Source organism: Pseudomonas flavescens (genome assembly GCF_013408425.1).
GTDB classification, from domain to species: domain Bacteria; phylum Pseudomonadota; class Gammaproteobacteria; order Pseudomonadales; family Pseudomonadaceae; genus Aquipseudomonas; species Aquipseudomonas fulva_A.
On sequence record NZ_JACBYV010000001.1, the window covers coordinates 505,616 to 522,707 of the forward strand.

Sequence of the window (17,092 nt, forward strand, 5' to 3'; positions counted from 1 at the left end):
AAAATCGCGGGCATGGACCAGGCGTCCCCGCTCGCTCCCACAGATGCCCTGGTATCACGAGAACTGCGCAAGATTGTTCAAGACAGCAGGAGTAGGGCGGGCTAGCCTCACTCGATCCTGATCGCCCGCCGGCGGTCTTTTCAGTCAAGCGATAAGCCGATGTCTCGATACCAAGAGTTCCTGCAGGGCCTGCGCGATATGTTGCCGATGCTGCTCGGTGCCATGCCGTTCGGCATCATCTACGGCAGCCTGGCCGGTGCCGCCGGGCTGAACGCCTGGCAGACCGTCGGCATGTCGGTGCTGGTGTTCGCTGGGTCCGCGCAGTTCATCGCCATCAGCCTGCTGGGCGGCGGTGCCACCCTGGCCGTGCTGTGGCTGACCACCCTGGTGGTGAATCTGCGCCACGCGCTGTACAGCGCCACCCTGCAGCCTTTCGTTCGCCATCTGCCCAAGCGCTGGCGTATGCCGCTGGCCTTTTGGCTGACCGACGAAGCCTTCGCGGTGGTGCAGCAGCGTTATGCGCGAAGCGACGACTCGCCCGACAAGCATTGGTATTTCCTGGGGGCCGGCCTGGCCATGTATGGCAACTGGGTCGGCTGCACGCTGATCGGCCTGCTGTTTGGCCAGGCCGTGCCCAACCTCGCTGCCTGGGGCCTGGATTTCGCCATGATCGCCACCTTCGTCGGCATCGTCGTGCCGATGCTGCGCAACCGCCCGCAGGTCGCTGCCGCGCTGGTGGCCGCAGTGGTCGCGTTGATCTTTCATGACCTGCCTTACAAGCTCGGGCTGATGGCCGCTGCCTGCGCCGGCATCGTGGTGGGCGTGTTGCTCGAACGCGGCCAGGCGCCCCAGCAGGAGGAGATGTGCTGATGGAAAACTGGATCCTGATCTTCGGCATGCTGGCGATCACCTTCGCCACGCGCTACAGCCTGTTCGCCTTTCCCAACCTGCGTTTTCCCCAGGCAGTGCGCCAGGCCCTGCATTACGTGCCGACCGCGGTGCTCACGGCCATCGTGGTACCCGCCATGTTGCTGCCCGACGGGCGCAACTGGGCGCTTAACTGGGACAACGCTTACCTGCTGGCCGGCTTGGCGACCATCATGATCGCCGTGTTGACCCGCCATTTGCTGGCGACCATTGGCGGCGGGCTGGTGATCTTTTTTCTGTTGCGCTGGGCGATGGGGCAGTTGCCGATCTGAACATTTCCCGGCGTCGGGCAGCGGTGAGGCGCAGTACGACTATTCCGTTTTTCGCAATAAAGTAGTGTCGAAAGCGCCTATTCCTCGAATTTTGATTCGGTAGCAAGCTGGTCGTATGGATCGGGACATCTCCCGGCCCACCGTCCATCAGGAGCCGAACCATGAAAATTCACCACGTTACACTGTCAGGCCATGCCCACCGCGCCGTTCTGTTCGCTTCGCTGCTTGGCCTCAAGCCCGAACTGGTCGAGGTCGACCTGGCCGGCGGAGCCAACAAACAGCCTGAGTTCCTCGCGCTCAACCCGTTTGGCCAGGTGCCGGTGCTGGAGGACGATGGAGTCGTCATCGCCGATTCGAACGCCATTCTCGTCTACCTCGCCAAGAAAACCGGCCGTACCGACTGGCTGCCGGAAGACGCCGCGGGTGCGGCTGCGGTGCAACGCTGGTTGTCGGTCGCGGCCGGCGAACTGGCCTACGGACCTGCTGCGGCGCGCCTGATCACCGTATTCGGCTACGACTTCAACGCCGATGAAGTGATTGCTCGCGCCCATGTGCTGCTCGCCCGCCTGGAGCGCCATCTGACAGGTCGCCAGTGGCTGGCTGCCGATCATCCGACCATCGCTGACGTGGCGCTCTACAGCTATCTCGCCCGCGCCCCGGAAGGCAACGTCGACCTGTCCTCCTACGTGCAGGTGAATGCCTTCCTGGCGCGTATCGAGGCGCTGCCCGGCTTCGTCGCCATCCCGCAGACCCCGGCCGGGCTGACCGCCAACGCTTGAGCTGCCACGTCGCCTTTCGGACATCGGGAGATACGCACATGAACGACACCTCGAACCCGTCGCCCGTCTGGCATCAGGGCGAGAAGCTCATCCAGGAAAAACTCGGTGTCGCCGAGCGGATGGATGCGGTCGGCCGGCGCGTGGTGCGTGACTTCATGCCTGATCAGCACCGTGAGTTCTATGCCCAACTGCCTTTCATCGTGCTGGGCAGCGTGGATGCCAAGGGCGACGCCTGGGCTGGCATTCTCGAAGGCCGAGCAGGTTTCATGGCGTCGCCGACGCCCAGCACCTTGGATCTCGCCGCGCGCCCGCATCCCGATGATCCTGTCGGGCAGGGCATGCACGAGGGGGCCGCACTCGGGCTGCTGGGGATCGAACTGCACACTCGCCGGCGCAACCGCATGAACGGCGTGGTGGCCGCTGGGGCACAAGGCTTGCGCGTCGAGGTGGAGCAGAGTTTCGGCAACTGCCCGCGCTACATACAGCAGCGCGACTTCACCTTCGCCCGTGATCCGGCTGTGCCGTTTGCGGGGGAAGTCGAGGAACTCGCTGCGCTGGACGCTGCTGCGCGTGAGTTGATCGCCCAGGCCGACGCGTTCTTCGTCGCCTCCTATGCCGATGTTCAGGGACGCCGGCAGGTCGATGTGTCCCACCGTGGTGGCAACTCGGGCTTCGTCCGCGTGGACGAGGGGGGCACCCTGACCATCCCCGATTTCAATGGCAATCTGTTCTTCTCCACCCTTGGCAACATCGTGCTCAACGGCAAGGCTGGTCTGCTGTTCGTGGATTTTGCCACGGGCGATGTGCTGCAGATGAGCGGTGAGGCCGAGATCATCTTCGACTCACCGGAGATCGCCGCCTTCCAGGGCGCCGAGCGGCTGTGGACGTTCCGCCCACGGCGTATCGTGCGCCGCCCGGGTGGCCTGGCCCTGCGCTGGGCACTTCGTCCCGATGGCTGGGCGGATAGCTCGCTGATGACCGGTAACTGGCTGCAGGCCGCGAGCCGGCTGCACGCCGCCCAGTACGCCACTCAATGGCGAGCCATGAAGGTCTCGCGCATCGTCGAGGAAAGTCAGTCGATCCGCTCTCTGCATCTGGAACCGGTCGATGGCGCGGGGCTGCTGCCGCACCTGGCCGGCCAGCACCTGCCAATTCGGCTGCAGCTTGGCGAGGGCGAAAAGCCGCTGATTCGCACCTACACCCTGTCGGTCGCGCCGTCCGCTGGCATCTACCGGATCAGCGTCAAACGTGAGGGACGGGTATCGCAGTTCCTTCATGATCGGTTGCATGAAGGCGATCTGATCGAAGCCCGCGCCCCGGCCGGTGCCTTCACGCTGGATCCGCAGGAGGAGCGGCCGCTGGTATTGCTGGCCGGTGGTATTGGCATCACGCCGATGCTGGCGATGCTGCACCATGTGGTCTACGAAGGCTGGCGCCGGCAACGGGTCAGGCCGGTCACCCTGTTCTACGCCGCCCGCTCGAAAGCCGAGCGCGCCTTCGACCGCGAACTCGCTGATCTGGTCGCCGCCGCCCAGGGCGCGGTCAGGCTGGTGCGGGTGCTTGGCGATACTCAGGGCGCCGAGCCAGGGGTCGACTATGACGCTGCAGGGCGCATCGACATGGCGCTGCTGAGCCGCTTTCTGGCCTTCGAAGACTACGCCTTCTACCTGTGCGGGCCGCCGGCGTTCACCCAGGGCCTGTACGATGGCCTGCGCGGGTACAGCATCGCCGACCGGCGCATCCATGCCGAAGGCTTCGGGCCGGCGTCTCTGGTGCGTCGCCCCGATCAGCCAACTGCCGCTGCGGTGGTCGTGCCGCCAGCGACCGGACCGGTGCCGGTGCTGTTCAGCGAGTCGCTGAAGGAAGCGCGCTGGACACCGGAATCGGGCACGCTGCTGGAACTGGCCGAGGCCCGTGGCCTGGAGCCTGAATTCAGCTGCCGCGAAGGCTCCTGCGGTACCTGCCGTACCCGATTGCTCAAAGGTGCAGTGAGTTACCTGAAGGAGCCCACCGCCAAGCTCGACGACAACGAGGTATTGATCTGCTGCGCGGTTCCGGCGCAGCCGCAACATGCCGGTGACGAGCGTATTGAACTGGCGCTCTGAGCGAACCGGCCAGCCTGATGGTCAGGCGTGAAGCGTGCACATCCCAATCCACAGCAAGGAGTTCCGCCATGTCCCGTCCACCGCTTCCTCCGTTCGACGAACGATCCGCCATCGAAAAAGTACGTCTGGCCGAAGACGGCTGGAACAGCCGCGACCCGGCCAAGGTGGCACTGGCTTATATCCTCGACACGCGCTGGCGCAACCGCGTCGAGTTCGTTACCAATCGCGCCGAGGCCGAAGCCTTTCTGACCCGCAAGTGGAACCGTGAGCTCGACTATCGGCTGATCAAGGAACTGTGGGCTTTTACCGGCAACCGCATTGCCGTGCGCTACGCCTATGAGTATCACGACGACAGTGGGCAGTGGTTCCGCGCCTATGGTAACGAGAACTGGGAGTTCGCCGAGGACGGCCTGATGCGCGCACGCCATGCCAGCATCAACGAACAGCCAATCGCCGAAGCCGACCGCAGGTTTCATTGGCCACTGGGCCGCCGCCCGGACGATCACCCGAGCCTCAGTGATTTAGGTTTCTGAGAACCCGGCCAAGAGCGTTTGTGAGTATGTGAAGTTCGCGGCCGATACGGACATGGATCACTTCAAGGCGGAGGCGGGCATTCGACTTTTGTGGGCTGAAGCCCACCCTACGGCTGCAAGCAGGCTCAGTAGGCGCGCCGATGCCCTACCTGTGGGAACGGGCCATGCCCGTGATTTCGCGCGCATGGCGCGCTCCCACAATGTTCACGCTGGCTGGATTGCCCGCGAAGTCCCGTAGGGCGGGCTTCAGCCCACCAGCCGAATCGAATCCTGACTGGGTGGTGGCTGCCGTGCTCTTGGCAGTGGGGGTCGGATCTCTATTGGGGGCGGGCAATTGGTGGGCTGAAGCCCACCCTACGGCTGCAAGCAGGCTCTGTAGGCGCGCCGATGCCCTACCTGTGGGAACGGGCCATGCCCGTGATTCGCGCGCACGGCGCGCGCTCACAATGTTCACGCTGGCTGGATTGCCCGCGAAGTCCCGTAGGGTGGGCTTCAGCCCACCAGCCGAATCGAATCCTGACTGGGTGGTGGCTGCCGTGCCCTTGGCAGTGGGTGTCGGATCTCTGTTGGGGGCGGGCAATGGTGGGCTGAAGCCCACCCTACGGCTGCAAGCAGGCTCTGTAGGCGCGCCGATGCCCTACCTGTGGGAACGGGCCATGCCCGTGATTTCGCGCGCATGGCGCGCTCCCACAATGTTCACGCTGGCTGGATTGCCCGCGAAGTCCCGTAGGGTGGGCTTCAGCCCACCAGCTGAATCGAATCCTGACTGGGTGGTGGCTGCCGTGCTCTTGGCAGTGGGGGTCGGATCTCTGTTGGGGGCGGGCAATTGGTGGGCTGAAGCCCACTCTACGGCTGCAAGCAGGCTCTGTAGGCGCGCCGATGCCCTACCTGTGGGAACGGGCCATGCCCGTGATTTCGCGCGCATGGCGCGCTCCCACAATGTTCACGCTGGCTGGATTGCCCGCGAAGTCCCGTAGGGTGGGCTTCAGCCCACCAGCCGAATCGAATCCTGACTGGGTGGTGGCTGCCGTGCACTTGGCAGTGGGTGTCGGATCCCTTTTGGGGTGGGCGATTGGTGGGCTGAAGCCCACCCTACGGCTCTCGTGCATGACGATCACGCTCTAGCGTATCAATTGCGCCGTCTGTTGTTGGGGAGGTGGGGCGCAGAGGGTGCGGGCGGCAGTTTGCAGGTAGGGGGCGAGAATCGGCTGCATGCCCTTGAGCACCTGCACGGGTAGCGCCGAGGTGAAGCGGAAGCTTTCCGCTGCACGACCGGGCACGAAGGCGGTGAGGGTGCCGAAGTGATCCGGGCCGAGAAAGAACACGAAGGTGGCGGTGCGGTTCTGTACCCGTGAGCTGATCACCTGGCCACCGCGGCCCACGCTGGTCAGGCGGTTGTCGCCGGTGCCGGTCTTGCCGCCGAGGATCAGCGGGCTGCCGTCGGCCAGGGTGAAGGTGCCTTGCAGGCGCCGTGCCGTGCCGCCATCGACCACCTGGGAAAGCGCCTCGCGCAGCGCTGCGGCGACCTCCGGCGCCATTACCCGGCGGCCAGATTCCAGCACATGGCCCAGGCGCGTTTCGTAGGGTGTGTTGGCGGCGAAGTGCAGGCTGTCGATACGCACCGTGGGCAGGCGCACGCCGTCGTTCTGGATGATGCCGATCAGCTCGGCCAATGCCGCTGGCCGGTCACCCGAGCTGCCGATGGCGGTGGCCAGGGACGGCACCAGATACTCGAAGGGGTAGCCCAGGTTCTGCCAGCGCTGATGGATATCCAGGAAGGCTTCGACTTCCAGCATGATGCGGATGCGGCTGTCCCGAGCGCTCTTGTGGCGGCTCTTGAACAGCCAGCCGTAGACCTCCTGGCGTTCGTCGCGGCTGGCGGCCACGGCGTCATCGAAAGCCGCCTGTGGATGATCGATCAGGTAGGCGAGCAGCCACAGTTCCAGCGGATGTACCCGGGCGATGTAGCCCTGGTCCGGCAGGCTGAAGGCACCCGGCCCATAGCGGGTATACAGATCGGCGATGCGCTTTTCGCTTGGTGGGCTGCCTGGCAGGTGGGCCTTGATGAAGCTACCGAACGTGGCCTGATCGACACCCGGCATCAGATAGCGGTGCACGGCCGCCAGGCGCGTATCGGTGAGGCGCAGGCCACCGATGAAGGTGTCCAGCCGCTCCTGGGCGGACTGGCCCTGGTACTTGCGCCAGAAGCGCAACAGAAAGGTGGTGCCCTCGCGGTCGGCGAAGCGGCTCAGGTACTCCTGGCGCCTTGGGTCCTTGTCGTCCTTGAGCAACTCGGCGCTGTTGCCCGGTGCCTGATAGGTGCTGTAGCGCACCAGATCGCGCATCAGGCGGATGAACGGCAGGTTGATCGATTCGCGCAGTGACTCGCGCAGGGTTGGCAGCCGGCCGTTGTCCTCGCGGCGGAAGTTGCCGAAGGTATGCAGGCCACCGCCGGTAAAGAAGCGCTCCGCCGGGCTGGCCGAGTAACGCCGCTCCAGTGCCGCGTCGAGCATGCTGGTAAGGTCTGCCCCCGGGTTGCGCAGCAGGTAGTCGATGGCCCAGCGGCTGAGCAGATCCTGGTCGGCGATATCCTGAGCGCGCAGTTGTGCAGCGCTCATGCCGGCGTGCCGTGCATGCAGTTCGGCGATCACTTCCAGGTAGGTGGCCATTACCCGCAATTTGGCGGTGGAGCCCAGTTCCAGCTTGCTGCCTTCGTTGATATCGAACGGCTGGTGGGTGTTGTCGGTTTGTACTCGAACCTGATTGCCATTGGGTGTGCGCTCGAACAGGGTGAAGCTGTAGCGCACGTCGGCGGTCTTGCTGGGCGACAGCAGGCGGTCGCCGAACAGCCCGACGCTTTCGGCGAATGCCGGGTCGGCGAGTCGTTCGAGGTACAGGCTGACCTGCTGCTGCAGGTCCGAGTTGAGGCTGGAACGGGCATCCAGATCGAGGCGGTCGAGCTGGTAGTAGGACAGGTTGAGCAGGCTGGCCAGCCGCGCCCGGGCCATGCTGATGCCCTTGTCGCTATCGACCCGTTGCAGGTTGGGGTCGGTCTGCCAGTCGCGGTAGGTCACCTTCTGGGCCAGAGCGGCATCGCGCAGGTCGTCGTCGAGCACGCCGCCGCTGGCCAGCAGGCGCAGGTGGCTGTCGGTCAGCTCGGCGAGCTCGTCACGGCCCTTCGACAGGTAGTACGAGGGCCGCCGCTGGGCGATCATCAGCGACAGCACCTGACGCAGTGCCAAGCCCCGTTCGGCCAGGCTGGCGTCGCTGGAGCGCTGCGGGTCGAGCAGGCGGTTGGTGGTGGCGAAGTCGGCGCCGTACCAGATGCGCAAGCCGTCGGCCAGGCCGTGTACCTCGCCGTGCCCCGGTGCAGCCGATAGCGGTACGCTGTTGAGGTAGTCACGCACGATGTTCTGCCGGGCTTCGAGGGTTTGTGGGCCGCCCTGATAGGCGCGCACGCTGGCCGATACCATCTGCCGCAGTTTCTCCGCGGGCGCATGGGTGATGCCATCTGGCGAATGCCGGTACTTCTCCAGTTGCGTGGCCAGGGTGCTGCCGCCCGCGGACTGGTCCTGCATGCCGACGTATTTGCCAATCTGCGAGAGCGCCGCCTTGCTGAAACGCGGCCAGTCCACCGCCGGGTTCGCTTCGGCGGGCTCGCTGGCCAACAGCTTGCGGTCTTCGATGAACAGCAGGCTGCCGACCACCAGTGGCGGAATGGCGGTGAAGCTCGGGTAGCGTTGTCGGGGATTGCGCACGGTGTAGAAGGGCGAGCCACGGCAGTCTTCGATATTGACCCCGGTCTGCGCCTTTTCCGCGAAGGGCGGGAACAAGCCGCGTTCGGCGTAAGCCATCAGCGCCGCAGAGAAGTGACTCTGCTGCAACACCTCGAAGCCTCGGCTCTGCAGGCGCTCGATGAAAGTAGGTAGGTGGCTGTAACCCATGCGTTGATCGAAAGGACCGGCACCCGGGTAAATGATCGCGTCGCTGGGGCCGTTTTCGACCTGATAGGTCAGCTGCGCGGCGTAGCGGCTCAGTTCGCTGGACTGGAAGTAGGCGGTGCGCAGTTCATAGATCAGCAGAGCCGCGCCGATCACCAGCAGAAGCATCAGGATGACGCCGACTGCCCAGCGCACAGGGTGGGACTGCCGCCGAGGTTCGAGCTGCACCGCGGTAGCGGCTTTGCGCTCGCTTACAGGCGGTGCTGGGTCGGATCGCCATAGTGCGCCCATAGTGAGTTGGCCCTGGCTTGTCCTTTATCACTAGCGTAGTCGCTGGGTGGCGGCGTGCCCTGTCCACTGAGCAGAAAACTCGTGTCGGAACGTGAACGACGATTGCAGGCGGGCGCTCTACGCCGGGCATGATCCTTGGCGCAGAATCTGAACCCACGGGTGGCAGGCGGGTCAGGATGCAATCAGCAGGAGGAAGCATGATGCGAACACTCGAATTGGCCGGCGCTCAGGTACCGGTGATAGGTCAGGGTACCTGGCGGATGGGCGAGAATCCGGGGCAGCGGCGGGCCGAGGTGGCGGCGTTGCGCGAGGGGCTCGAGCGTGGCCTGCGCCTCATCGACACGGCCGAGATGTACGGCGAGGGCTGTGCGGAGGAGGTGGTCGGCGAGGCCATCGCGGGTCGCCGCGATCAGGTGTTTCTGGTCAGCAAGGTCTACCCGCACAACGCCAGCCGCGCGGGTGTGACGGCGGCCTGCGAACGCAGCCTGAAGCGCCTGGGTACCGATCATCTCGACCTGTATCTGCTGCACTGGCGCGGGCAGTATCCGCTGGCGGAAACGGTCGAGGCCTTCGAACGGCTGCGCGAGCAGGGCAAGATCGGCCGCTGGGGCGTGTCCAACTTCGATCTCGATGATCTGGAAGAACTCGGTGATCCAGCCTGTGCCACCAACCAGGTGCTCTACAACCCGCAAGAGCGCGGCGTGGAGTTCGACCTGTTGCCGTGGCAGCAACGCCAGGGCATGCCATTGATGGCTTACTGTCCGCTGGGGCAGGGTGGGGCGCTGCTGGCCAATCGAGCCATGGGGCAGGTCGCACAGCAGCATGGGGTGAGTGCCGCGCAGGTGGCACTGGCCTGGGCCCTTCGTCAGCCGAATGTGCTGGTGATTCCCAAGGCCGGTGACCCGCTGCATCTGGCCGAAAATGCCGCCGCTGCCGACCTGCAGCTCAGCGAAGCCGATTTGCAGGCGATCGACAGCGCCTACCCAGCGCCGGCGCGCAAGCAGCGGTTACAGATGGTGTAGGGATGGTTGGGACGCAAGACGGCCGTAGGATGGTATTGAGCGAAGCAATACCCATCAAGGGTTCGGCGTAGAGTCCCGATTGCCCGGCAAGGCCGTAACCGATTCGCGCCGGGGCGACGCTCCTACTCGATCAGCGGTGTTCGTTGACCCGGTAGCCGCGCCACTGCGGCGAATGGCGCAGGCGCCGCCAGATGTGCGACAGGGCCGCAACCGATTCGCGCCGGTGCGACGCCCCTACTCGATCAGCGGTGTTCGTTGATCCCGTAGGAGCCGCGCCCCGCGGCGAATGGCGCTGGCAGCGCCAACCCATGCGGCAAGACAGCCGCGATGTTGGCGCTCTTCGCGCTGCACCGAAGGCACGCCCGCCCTGCGCAAGAAGGGCGAGCGTATTGGCTCAACCGGCGACCAGCACTCGAATCGCTTCCAGGCGCAGGGCGGCCTTGTCGAGCATGGCCAGGCCCTGTTCGCGTTGTTCACGCAGCGCTGTCAGTTCGCTGTCGCGGACGCTCGGGTTGACTGCTTGCAGGGCGGTCAGGCGGGCCAGTTCCTCGTCCAGCTCGGCGGCCAGGCGACGTTTGGCCTCGCTGACGCGTTCGACATGGCGTGGCTGGATCTTCGCTTCACCGGCAGCGATCTGCGGGTTGAGCGCATCACGCTGCGCCTGTACGAACTTGTTGGCGCTGGCCCGGGGCACGCTTTCCAACTGGTCGTTGAGGGTTTCGAAGGAGACCTTGCTGGCCAGATCGTTGCCATTGCCATCGAGCAGGCAGCGCAGCGCCGCTGGCGGCAGGTAGCGACCCAGTTGCAGGCTGCGTGGTGCGACCACTTCGCTGACGTAGAGCAGCTCCAGCAGCACGGTGCCGGGCTTGAGCGCCTTGTTCTTGATCAGCGCCACCGAGGTGTTGCCCATCGAGCCGGAGCGCACCAGATCCATGCCGCCCTGCACCATGGGGTGTTCCCAGGTGAGGAACTGCATGTCCTCGCGCGACAGCGCCAGGTCACGGTCGTAGGTGATGGTCACGCCTTCGTCGTCGCCGAGCGGGAAGCTGGCATCGAGCATCTTCTCGCTGGGGCGCAGGATCAGGGCATTGTCCGAGTGATCCTCGCTGTCGATGCCGAAAGCGTCGAACAGCTGCTCCATGTACATCGGCAGGGCGAACTGGTCGTCCTGCTCGAGGATCGCGTCGACCAGCGCTTCGCCTTCACCGGCACCGCCAGAGTTGAGCTCCAGCAGGCGGTCGCGACCGGCGTGCAGTTCGCTTTCCAGGCGCTGGCGCTCGGCAGTGGCTTCGTCGATCAGCGCTTGCCACTGACCATCGTCGGCGTTTTCCAGCATCGGCAGCAGGCGGCTGCCGAACTGATGCTGCAGGGCGTTACCCGTCGGGCAGGTAGCCAGGAAGGCGTTCAGCGCCTGGTGATACCACTGGAACAGACGTTCCTGCGGGCTGTTTTCCATGTACGGCACGTGCAGCTGGATCTTGTGCTTCTGGCCGATACGGTCGAGACGGCCGATACGCTGCTCGAGCAGATCCGGATGCGCCGGCAGATCGAACAGCACCAGGTGGTGAGCGAACTGGAAGTTGCGGCCTTCACTGCCGATTTCCGAACAGATCAGCACCTGGGCGCCGAATTCTTCATCGGCGAAATAGGCGGCGGCGCGGTCACGCTCGAGGATGCTCATGCCCTCGTGAAACACCGTGGCCGGAATGCCGGAGCGCACGCGCAGGGCGTCTTCCAGATCCATGGCGGTCTCGGCGTGAGCGCAGATGACCAGTACCTTGAATTTCTTGAGCATCTTCAGGGTGTCGATCAGCCACTCGACACGCGGGTCGAAGCGCCACCAGCGCTGCTCGTCCTCGATCTCCGCCTGGCCCTGGTAGCTGACTTCCGGGTACAGCTCGGCATGCTCGCCCAGCGGCAGCTCCATGTATTCGTCGGGGCTCGGCAGCGGGTAGGCGTGCAGTTCGCGCTCGGGGAAACCCTGCACCGCAGCACGGGTGTTGCGGAACAGCAGGCGGCCGGTGCCATGGCGGTCGAGCAGCTCGCGGGTGAGGCGGGCGCTGGCTTCGCTGTCACCGTCGGCGACCGCGGCGAGCAGGGCTTCACCCTCGGCACCCAGGAAACCCTGGATGGTCTTGTGGGCCTCGTCGGACAGGCGACCCTTGTCGAGCAGCTCCTGTACGGCTTCGGCGACCGGCTGGTAGTTGGCGCTTTCGGCGCGGAACGCGGCCAGGTCATGGAAACGGTTCGGGTCGAGCAGACGCAGACGTGCGAAGTGGCTGTCCTGGCCAAGCTGTTCCGGGGTGGCGGTGAGCAGCAGCACACCAGGGATCACTTCGGCCAGTTGCTCGACCAGGCTGTATTCGCGGCTGGCCTTTTCCGGATGCCAGACCAGGTGGTGAGCTTCGTCGACCACCATCAGGTCCCAGCCGGCGGCGAACAGCGCGTCCTGGGCCTTTTCGTCCTCGCACAGCCACTCCAGCGCGACCAGTGCCAATTGCGCGTCTTCGAACGGGTTGCTGGCATCGCTCTCGATGAAGCGTTCGGCGTCGAACAGCGCCACTTCCAGATTGAAGCGTCGGCGCATTTCCACCAGCCACTGGTGCTGCAGGTTTTCCGGTACCAGAATCAGCACGCGGTTGGCGCGCCCGGAGAGCAGCTGGCGATGGATCACCAGGCCGGCCTCGATGGTCTTGCCCAGGCCCACTTCGTCGGCCAGCAGAACGCGCGGGGCGATGCGGTCGGCGACTTCACGGGCGATGTGCAACTGATGGGCGATGGGTTGTGCACGTACGCCGCCCAGGCCCCACAGCGAGGATTGCACCTGCTTGCTGGTGAACTCCAGGGTGCGGTAGCGCAGCGAGAACCAAGGCAGCGGATCGATCTGCCCGGCGAACAGGCGGTCGCTGGCGAGGCGGAACTGAATGAAGTTGGACAGCTGGGTTTCCGGCAGCGTGACGTTCTGGTTCTGCGCGTCGAGACCGTGGTAGACCAGCAGGCCGTCGACATCGTCGACTTCGCGCACGGTCAGCTTCCAGCCTTCGAAGTGGGTGATCTCGTCGCCCGGAGAGAAACGCACGCGGGTCAGTGGCGCATTGCGGGTTGCGTACTGGCGGGTTTCTCCCGTGGCCGGGTAGAGCACGGTGAGCATGCGGCCGTCCTGCATGAGGATGGTTCCCAAGCCCAGTTCCGCTTCGCTGTCGCTGATCCAGCGTTGCCCCGGTTGATACTCCGCCATGCTGCCTGTCTCCACCTGTGAAAAAGCCGGCTATGGTACCGGAAACGCCGGGCCTCGGCCAAAGGTGCATGCTGTGGATTTGGCACTTACTGACGGATGCCCGGTCGAAAGTGTAGCCACCGTACGCTAAAGTCGCCCATGCGACTGCCGACAAGACTCCAAAGGGAGTTCATCCATGTTGCCACCGATTCCCCACAGCCTGGTTCCAGTCACTGCCCAGCAGGACGTGGTCAAGCCGCGCCCGGAAATCGCCCCGGTAACCCCCACCGCCGAGGCGGCCCAGGAGGATGCGGTCGGTCTCGACAAGCGTCACCCCCAGGAAGTGGAGGAGCGCTTGCGTGAAGAACAGCGTCGTCGCCAACGGCGTGGTTACAGCGCGGCGGAGCTTGCCGAAGGCGATGTCGATGAAGCCGACGAGCCTGCCATCGAGCAATTGCCTCGTCAGGGGCTGTGGGTGGATGTCGAGGTTTGAGCGGCATCGATCCCACCCCGGCTGATCTGTTCGACAGCCCGGATCTGAACCTGGCGGATGCCGACCTGCGCTATCTGCCTGCCTGGCTCGACCGCGCTACGGCGGATCACTGGCTCGAGCGACTGGTCAGCGAGACGCCCTGGCAGCAGCCCGAGGTCGTGCTCTATGGCCGTCGTCATCCGGTGCCGCGGCTGACCGCCTGGTACGGCGACACCGACGCGCGTTATCGCTACTCCGGCATGACCCATCAGCCGCTGCCCTGGACACCGCTGCTCGCCGAGATTCGCCAGCGTCTGGTGGAGATGCTGGGCTGCCCGCTCAACGGTGCGCTGCTCAACTATTACCGCGACGGTCAGGATTCCATGGGCTGGCACAGCGATGGCGAGCGCGAGCTGGGCGATGAGCCGTTGGTGGTGTCCCTGAGCCTGGGAGGCGAGCGCCGCTTCGACCTGCGCCGCAAGGGCCACAACCGCATCGAACATTCGCTTACGCTGGCGCATGGCTCGCTACTGGTCATGGGCGGCCAGACCCAGCATCATTGGCAGCATCAGGTGGCGAAAACGCGCAAGCCGTGCGCGCCACGCCTGAACCTTACGTTTCGTCTGATCCGGGCGCCGCTATGAGCAACGATGTGAAACTGATCGACTTCACCGCCGAGCGCGACAAGCGCATCCATGACCTGCGCGACAAAAAGCTCGAAGAGATGCGCAATGCCTTCGAGCAGGCTCTGCCGATGCCCAAAGGCAAGAAGAAGTCCAAGGGCAAGCCGAAGAAGCGCTGACGGTTCGCCGCGCCGCATGCGGCTGTCGCCTGCCTTGCTCTGCTGATTTCCCGTCGCGCATCCCGCTCGTGGCTGCGCGCAGCCTCCCGTTGACCCAGATCACCTGCTTCCAGCCGTTTGCAGCCGGCGCAGCGCTGCCCTTGATCTGGATCAATGGCCTCAGGCGCTGCGCTGTTAACGTAGCCCCATACCCGAGCAACGGATGCAGGAGGCAACATGTTCGTCGACGTGGTGGTTCTCGCCGGTATCGGCACCGTGGGACTGATGGTCCTGTTCTGCGCCGGGTTCACGTATTTCATCTGGAGAGACGCCAGCAAGAAAAAGCCGCGCTGAATACGGATTCACGAGCACGCAAGGCATTGGGGCGACTTCGGTCGCCCTTTTTTTCGTGCGCATTTTTTCAGGCGAGCGCAGGTGAAAGCGAGATAGCCCTCTGGACAGCATATAGTTAGCTAGCTAATAATTTGCCTTTCTGCACGGAGGCGGAACCGTTTCGCTACGGCTATGTTCAGACAAGTGCCGCTTTTCAGGTAACCAGCGTGTCAGGTAACCATCGTGCGTGATTCCCTGCTGGCGTTCATCGCGCCAAGCCCGCAAGCCATTCAGTTCGCGATCAAGACCCTGCTCGGTGGCGGTCTGGCGCTCTGGCTCGCGTTGCGTTTGGGGCTGGAACAGCCGCAGTGGGCATTGATGACCGCCTTCATCGTCGCTCAGCCATTGTCCGGCATGGTGGTGCAGAAGGGCCTGGCGCGCCTGCTCGGCACCCTGGTCGGGACCTTCATGGCGGTGGTGATGATGGCGCTGTTCGCCCAGACCCCACTGCTGTTCCTGCTCGCCTTCGCGTTGTGGCTGGGGATGTGCACGGCAGCTTCGACCATGCTGCGCAGCGCCTGGTCCTATGCCTTCGTGCTCGCCGGCTACACGGTGGCGATCATCGGCCTGCCGGCCATCGGCAAGCCTCATGTGATCTTCGACGAGGCCATTGCCCGTTCCACGGAGATCTGCCTGGGCATCGTCTGCGCCACGCTCAGCAGCGCCTTGCTGTGGCCGCAGCGGGTCGAGCGCCAGCTGGCGCAGCAAGCGCGAGATGCCTGGCAGACCGGCATCAAGGCCGCGCGTCAGGCGTTGACCGGCGAGGCAGAGGCACGTCAGGGGCTGCTGGAAGCGCTGGCCCGTATCGTCGCCGTGGACGCCCAGCGTGAGCACGCCTGGTTCGAAGGGGAGCGCGGCCGCCAGCGCGCCATTGCCCTGCGCGTGCTCAGTCGCGACCTGCTTGGCGTGCTGCGCTTGGCCCGTGGTGTGGCACGGCAATGGCGGCAGTTGAGTAGCAGCGAAGCCGAAGCAGTCGCCCCGTGGCTGCAAGAGGTGGACGAGCGCTTGCAGCAGGCCCAGGGCGATCTGCCGGTACTGATAGAACGCCTGCGCCAGGCCGCGCAGGACGATGAATTGAACAGCGGCCAGCAACTGTGCCTGGAGCGCATGGCGGTGTTGCTGCTGCGCATCGAGGAGGCCAGCCGGGCCCTGCTCGCCGTCGAACAGGGCAGGGCGCCTGCCGATGCACCGCGTGCGCTGTCCTGGCATTACGATTGGCAGAGTGCCCTGGTGTATGGCTCGCGCAGCGCCCTCGCGTTTCTCACGCTGGCGAGCTTCTGGCTGGCCACCGCCTGGACCCATGCCACCGGTGCCATGCTGCTGGCCTGCGTGGTCTGCAGCCTGTTCGCCCGGCTCGAAGCGGCGCCGCAGATCGGCATGATGTTCCTGCGCGGCATCCTTTATGCGCTGCCGGTGGCGTTCTTCGTCGGGCAGATCCTGATGCCGCAGATCGACGGGTTCGTCATGCTCTGCCTGGTGCTCGGCGTGCCTTTGTTCTTTGGTGTACTGGGAATGGCGAAGCCGCCGATGGCAGCCACATCGACAGCGTTCTGCCTGCACTTCATCGTGCTTTGCCTGCCCGCACCGGGTGTCGGTTACAACGTCGAGTTCTTTCTCAACGAGGCGCCGGGCATGCTCTTGGGCGTCGGCATCGCCGTGCTGGCGTTCCGCCTGGTGGTGCTGCGCAATCCGGTGTGGCATGGCAGGCGCCTGATGCATGCGATTCTGGTGGATCTCGGCCGCCTGACCCGGCGCGAGCTGGGCCGTGCGGAAAACTGGTTCGGTGGGCGCATGGCCGACCGCTTGCTGCAGCTCGCCCGGCATTATCCGGCGCGGCCGGATCAGGCGCGCAGCCGCTGGGACGACGGCGTGGCCGGTCTCGATCTGGGGGACGAACTGCTGCACCTGCGCGCCTGCCTGGCCAACGCCGATCCCGAACTGGCCCGCTCCCAGCGCCGTTTTCTGCGGCGTCTCGATGATGTGCTGGAGCGCGGCCCTGCACCGGGCCGCGAGGATGACCTGAACGGCCCCGTGGCGGATCTGCAGGATGCCCTGCGCGCCTGTGCGCCCAGTGTCGATAAACGCTTGGCCGAGGCTGCACTGCTGCAATTGCGAAGCGGCTGGCGCCACTGGTGCCACCTGAGAGGAGAAGCCCATGGGCTTGCATGAATGGTCGCTGGGCGGCGTATTGCTGAGCCCCATGGCGGCCTATGCGGTATTGGCGTTGCTGCTCACCGGCGTATTGCGCATGGGGCTGCAGCGCGTGGGATTGGCGCAATGGATCTGGCACGAAGCCCTGTTCGATTGCGCCCTGTTCGTCTGTGTCCTGGCGGCAATCATCGCCGTTCTGGGAACTTGA

14 protein-coding genes are annotated in these 17,092 nt (G+C 65.0%); 12 read left to right on the forward strand and 2 right to left on the reverse strand.

Annotated elements, in window-relative coordinates:
• Positions 1 to 159 precede the first annotated feature (159 nt).
• The 5 genes from FHR27_RS02130 (at position 160) to FHR27_RS02150 (ending at position 4,616) form a co-directional block, all read left to right on the forward strand.
• Positions 160 to 870 carry an AzlC family ABC transporter permease gene (locus FHR27_RS02130; RefSeq protein WP_179537656.1) on the forward strand — a complete coding sequence of 237 codons (711 nt, stop codon included), beginning with the start codon at positions 160 to 162 and terminating at the stop codon, positions 868 to 870.
• Positions 870 to 1,199, forward strand: a complete 330-nt coding sequence (locus FHR27_RS02135; RefSeq protein WP_179537657.1) for an AzlD domain-containing protein — start codon at positions 870 to 872, stop codon at positions 1,197 to 1,199. Before FHR27_RS02130 ends, FHR27_RS02135 begins: the two co-directional genes overlap by 1 nt.
• A gap of 161 nt (positions 1,200 to 1,360) precedes the next feature.
• Positions 1,361 to 1,978 carry a glutathione S-transferase family protein gene (locus tag FHR27_RS02140; RefSeq protein ID WP_042552135.1) on the forward strand — a complete coding sequence of 206 codons (618 nt, stop codon included), beginning with the start codon at positions 1,361 to 1,363 and terminating at the stop codon, positions 1,976 to 1,978.
• 38 nt (positions 1,979 to 2,016) lie between these two features.
• Positions 2,017 to 4,083 carry a 2Fe-2S iron-sulfur cluster-binding protein gene (locus tag FHR27_RS02145; RefSeq protein WP_179537658.1) on the forward strand — a complete coding sequence of 689 codons (2,067 nt, stop codon included), beginning with the start codon at positions 2,017 to 2,019 and terminating at the stop codon, positions 4,081 to 4,083.
• Between the two features lie 68 nt (positions 4,084 to 4,151).
• Positions 4,152 to 4,616, forward strand: coding sequence for a nuclear transport factor 2 family protein (locus FHR27_RS02150; protein ID WP_179537659.1), 465 nt, complete (start codon positions 4,152 to 4,154; stop codon positions 4,614 to 4,616).
• Between the two features lie 1,121 nt (positions 4,617 to 5,737).
• Here the strand turns inward: FHR27_RS02150 and FHR27_RS02155 are convergent.
• Positions 5,738 to 8,848, reverse strand: coding sequence for a transglycosylase domain-containing protein (locus FHR27_RS02155; protein WP_179537660.1), 3,111 nt, complete (start codon positions 8,846 to 8,848; stop codon positions 5,738 to 5,740).
• 200 nt (positions 8,849 to 9,048) lie between these two features.
• Here FHR27_RS02155 and FHR27_RS02160 point away from each other — a divergent pair, with 200 nt between their 5' ends.
• Positions 9,049 to 9,870: an aldo/keto reductase gene (locus FHR27_RS02160; RefSeq protein ID WP_179540010.1), complete on the forward strand. Its 822-nt coding sequence runs from the start codon at positions 9,049 to 9,051 to the stop codon at positions 9,868 to 9,870.
• Positions 9,871 to 10,264: 394 nt separating this feature from the next.
• Here FHR27_RS02160 and rapA read toward each other — a convergent pair whose 3' ends face one another.
• Complete coding sequence (gene rapA / locus FHR27_RS02165) at positions 10,265 to 13,108, reverse strand: RNA polymerase-associated protein RapA (protein ID WP_179537661.1); 2,844 nt, start codon at positions 13,106 to 13,108, stop codon at positions 10,265 to 10,267.
• A gap of 175 nt (positions 13,109 to 13,283) precedes the next feature.
• Here rapA and FHR27_RS02170 point away from each other — a divergent pair, with 175 nt between their 5' ends.
• From FHR27_RS02170 to FHR27_RS02190, 6 genes are all read left to right on the forward strand, one after another.
• Positions 13,284 to 13,580: a hypothetical protein gene (locus FHR27_RS02170; protein ID WP_042552141.1), complete on the forward strand. Its 297-nt coding sequence runs from the start codon at positions 13,284 to 13,286 to the stop codon at positions 13,578 to 13,580.
• On the forward strand, positions 13,577 to 14,203 hold the full coding sequence (locus tag FHR27_RS02175; protein ID WP_257026791.1) for an alpha-ketoglutarate-dependent dioxygenase AlkB family protein: 627 nt from the start codon (positions 13,577 to 13,579) through the stop codon (positions 14,201 to 14,203). Before FHR27_RS02170 ends, FHR27_RS02175 begins: the two co-directional genes overlap by 4 nt.
• Positions 14,200 to 14,361, forward strand: coding sequence for a hypothetical protein (locus tag FHR27_RS02180; protein ID WP_179537662.1), 162 nt, complete (start codon positions 14,200 to 14,202; stop codon positions 14,359 to 14,361). The genes FHR27_RS02175 and FHR27_RS02180 overlap by 4 nt, the downstream gene beginning before the upstream one ends.
• A 216-nt stretch (positions 14,362 to 14,577) precedes the next feature.
• On the forward strand, positions 14,578 to 14,694 hold the full coding sequence (ccoM, locus tag FHR27_RS27080; RefSeq protein WP_042552142.1) for a cytochrome c oxidase subunit CcoM: 117 nt from the start codon (positions 14,578 to 14,580) through the stop codon (positions 14,692 to 14,694).
• Between the two features lie 222 nt (positions 14,695 to 14,916).
• The gene (locus FHR27_RS02185) at positions 14,917 to 16,902 is read left to right on the forward strand and encodes an FUSC family protein (protein WP_179537663.1); all 1,986 of its coding nucleotides are present in this window, start codon (positions 14,917 to 14,919) and stop codon (positions 16,900 to 16,902) included.
• Positions 16,889 to 17,092 (forward strand): DUF1656 domain-containing protein, encoded by a 204-nt coding sequence (locus tag FHR27_RS02190; RefSeq protein ID WP_042552144.1) that lies wholly within the window; start codon positions 16,889 to 16,891, stop codon positions 17,090 to 17,092. The genes FHR27_RS02185 and FHR27_RS02190 overlap by 14 nt, the downstream gene beginning before the upstream one ends.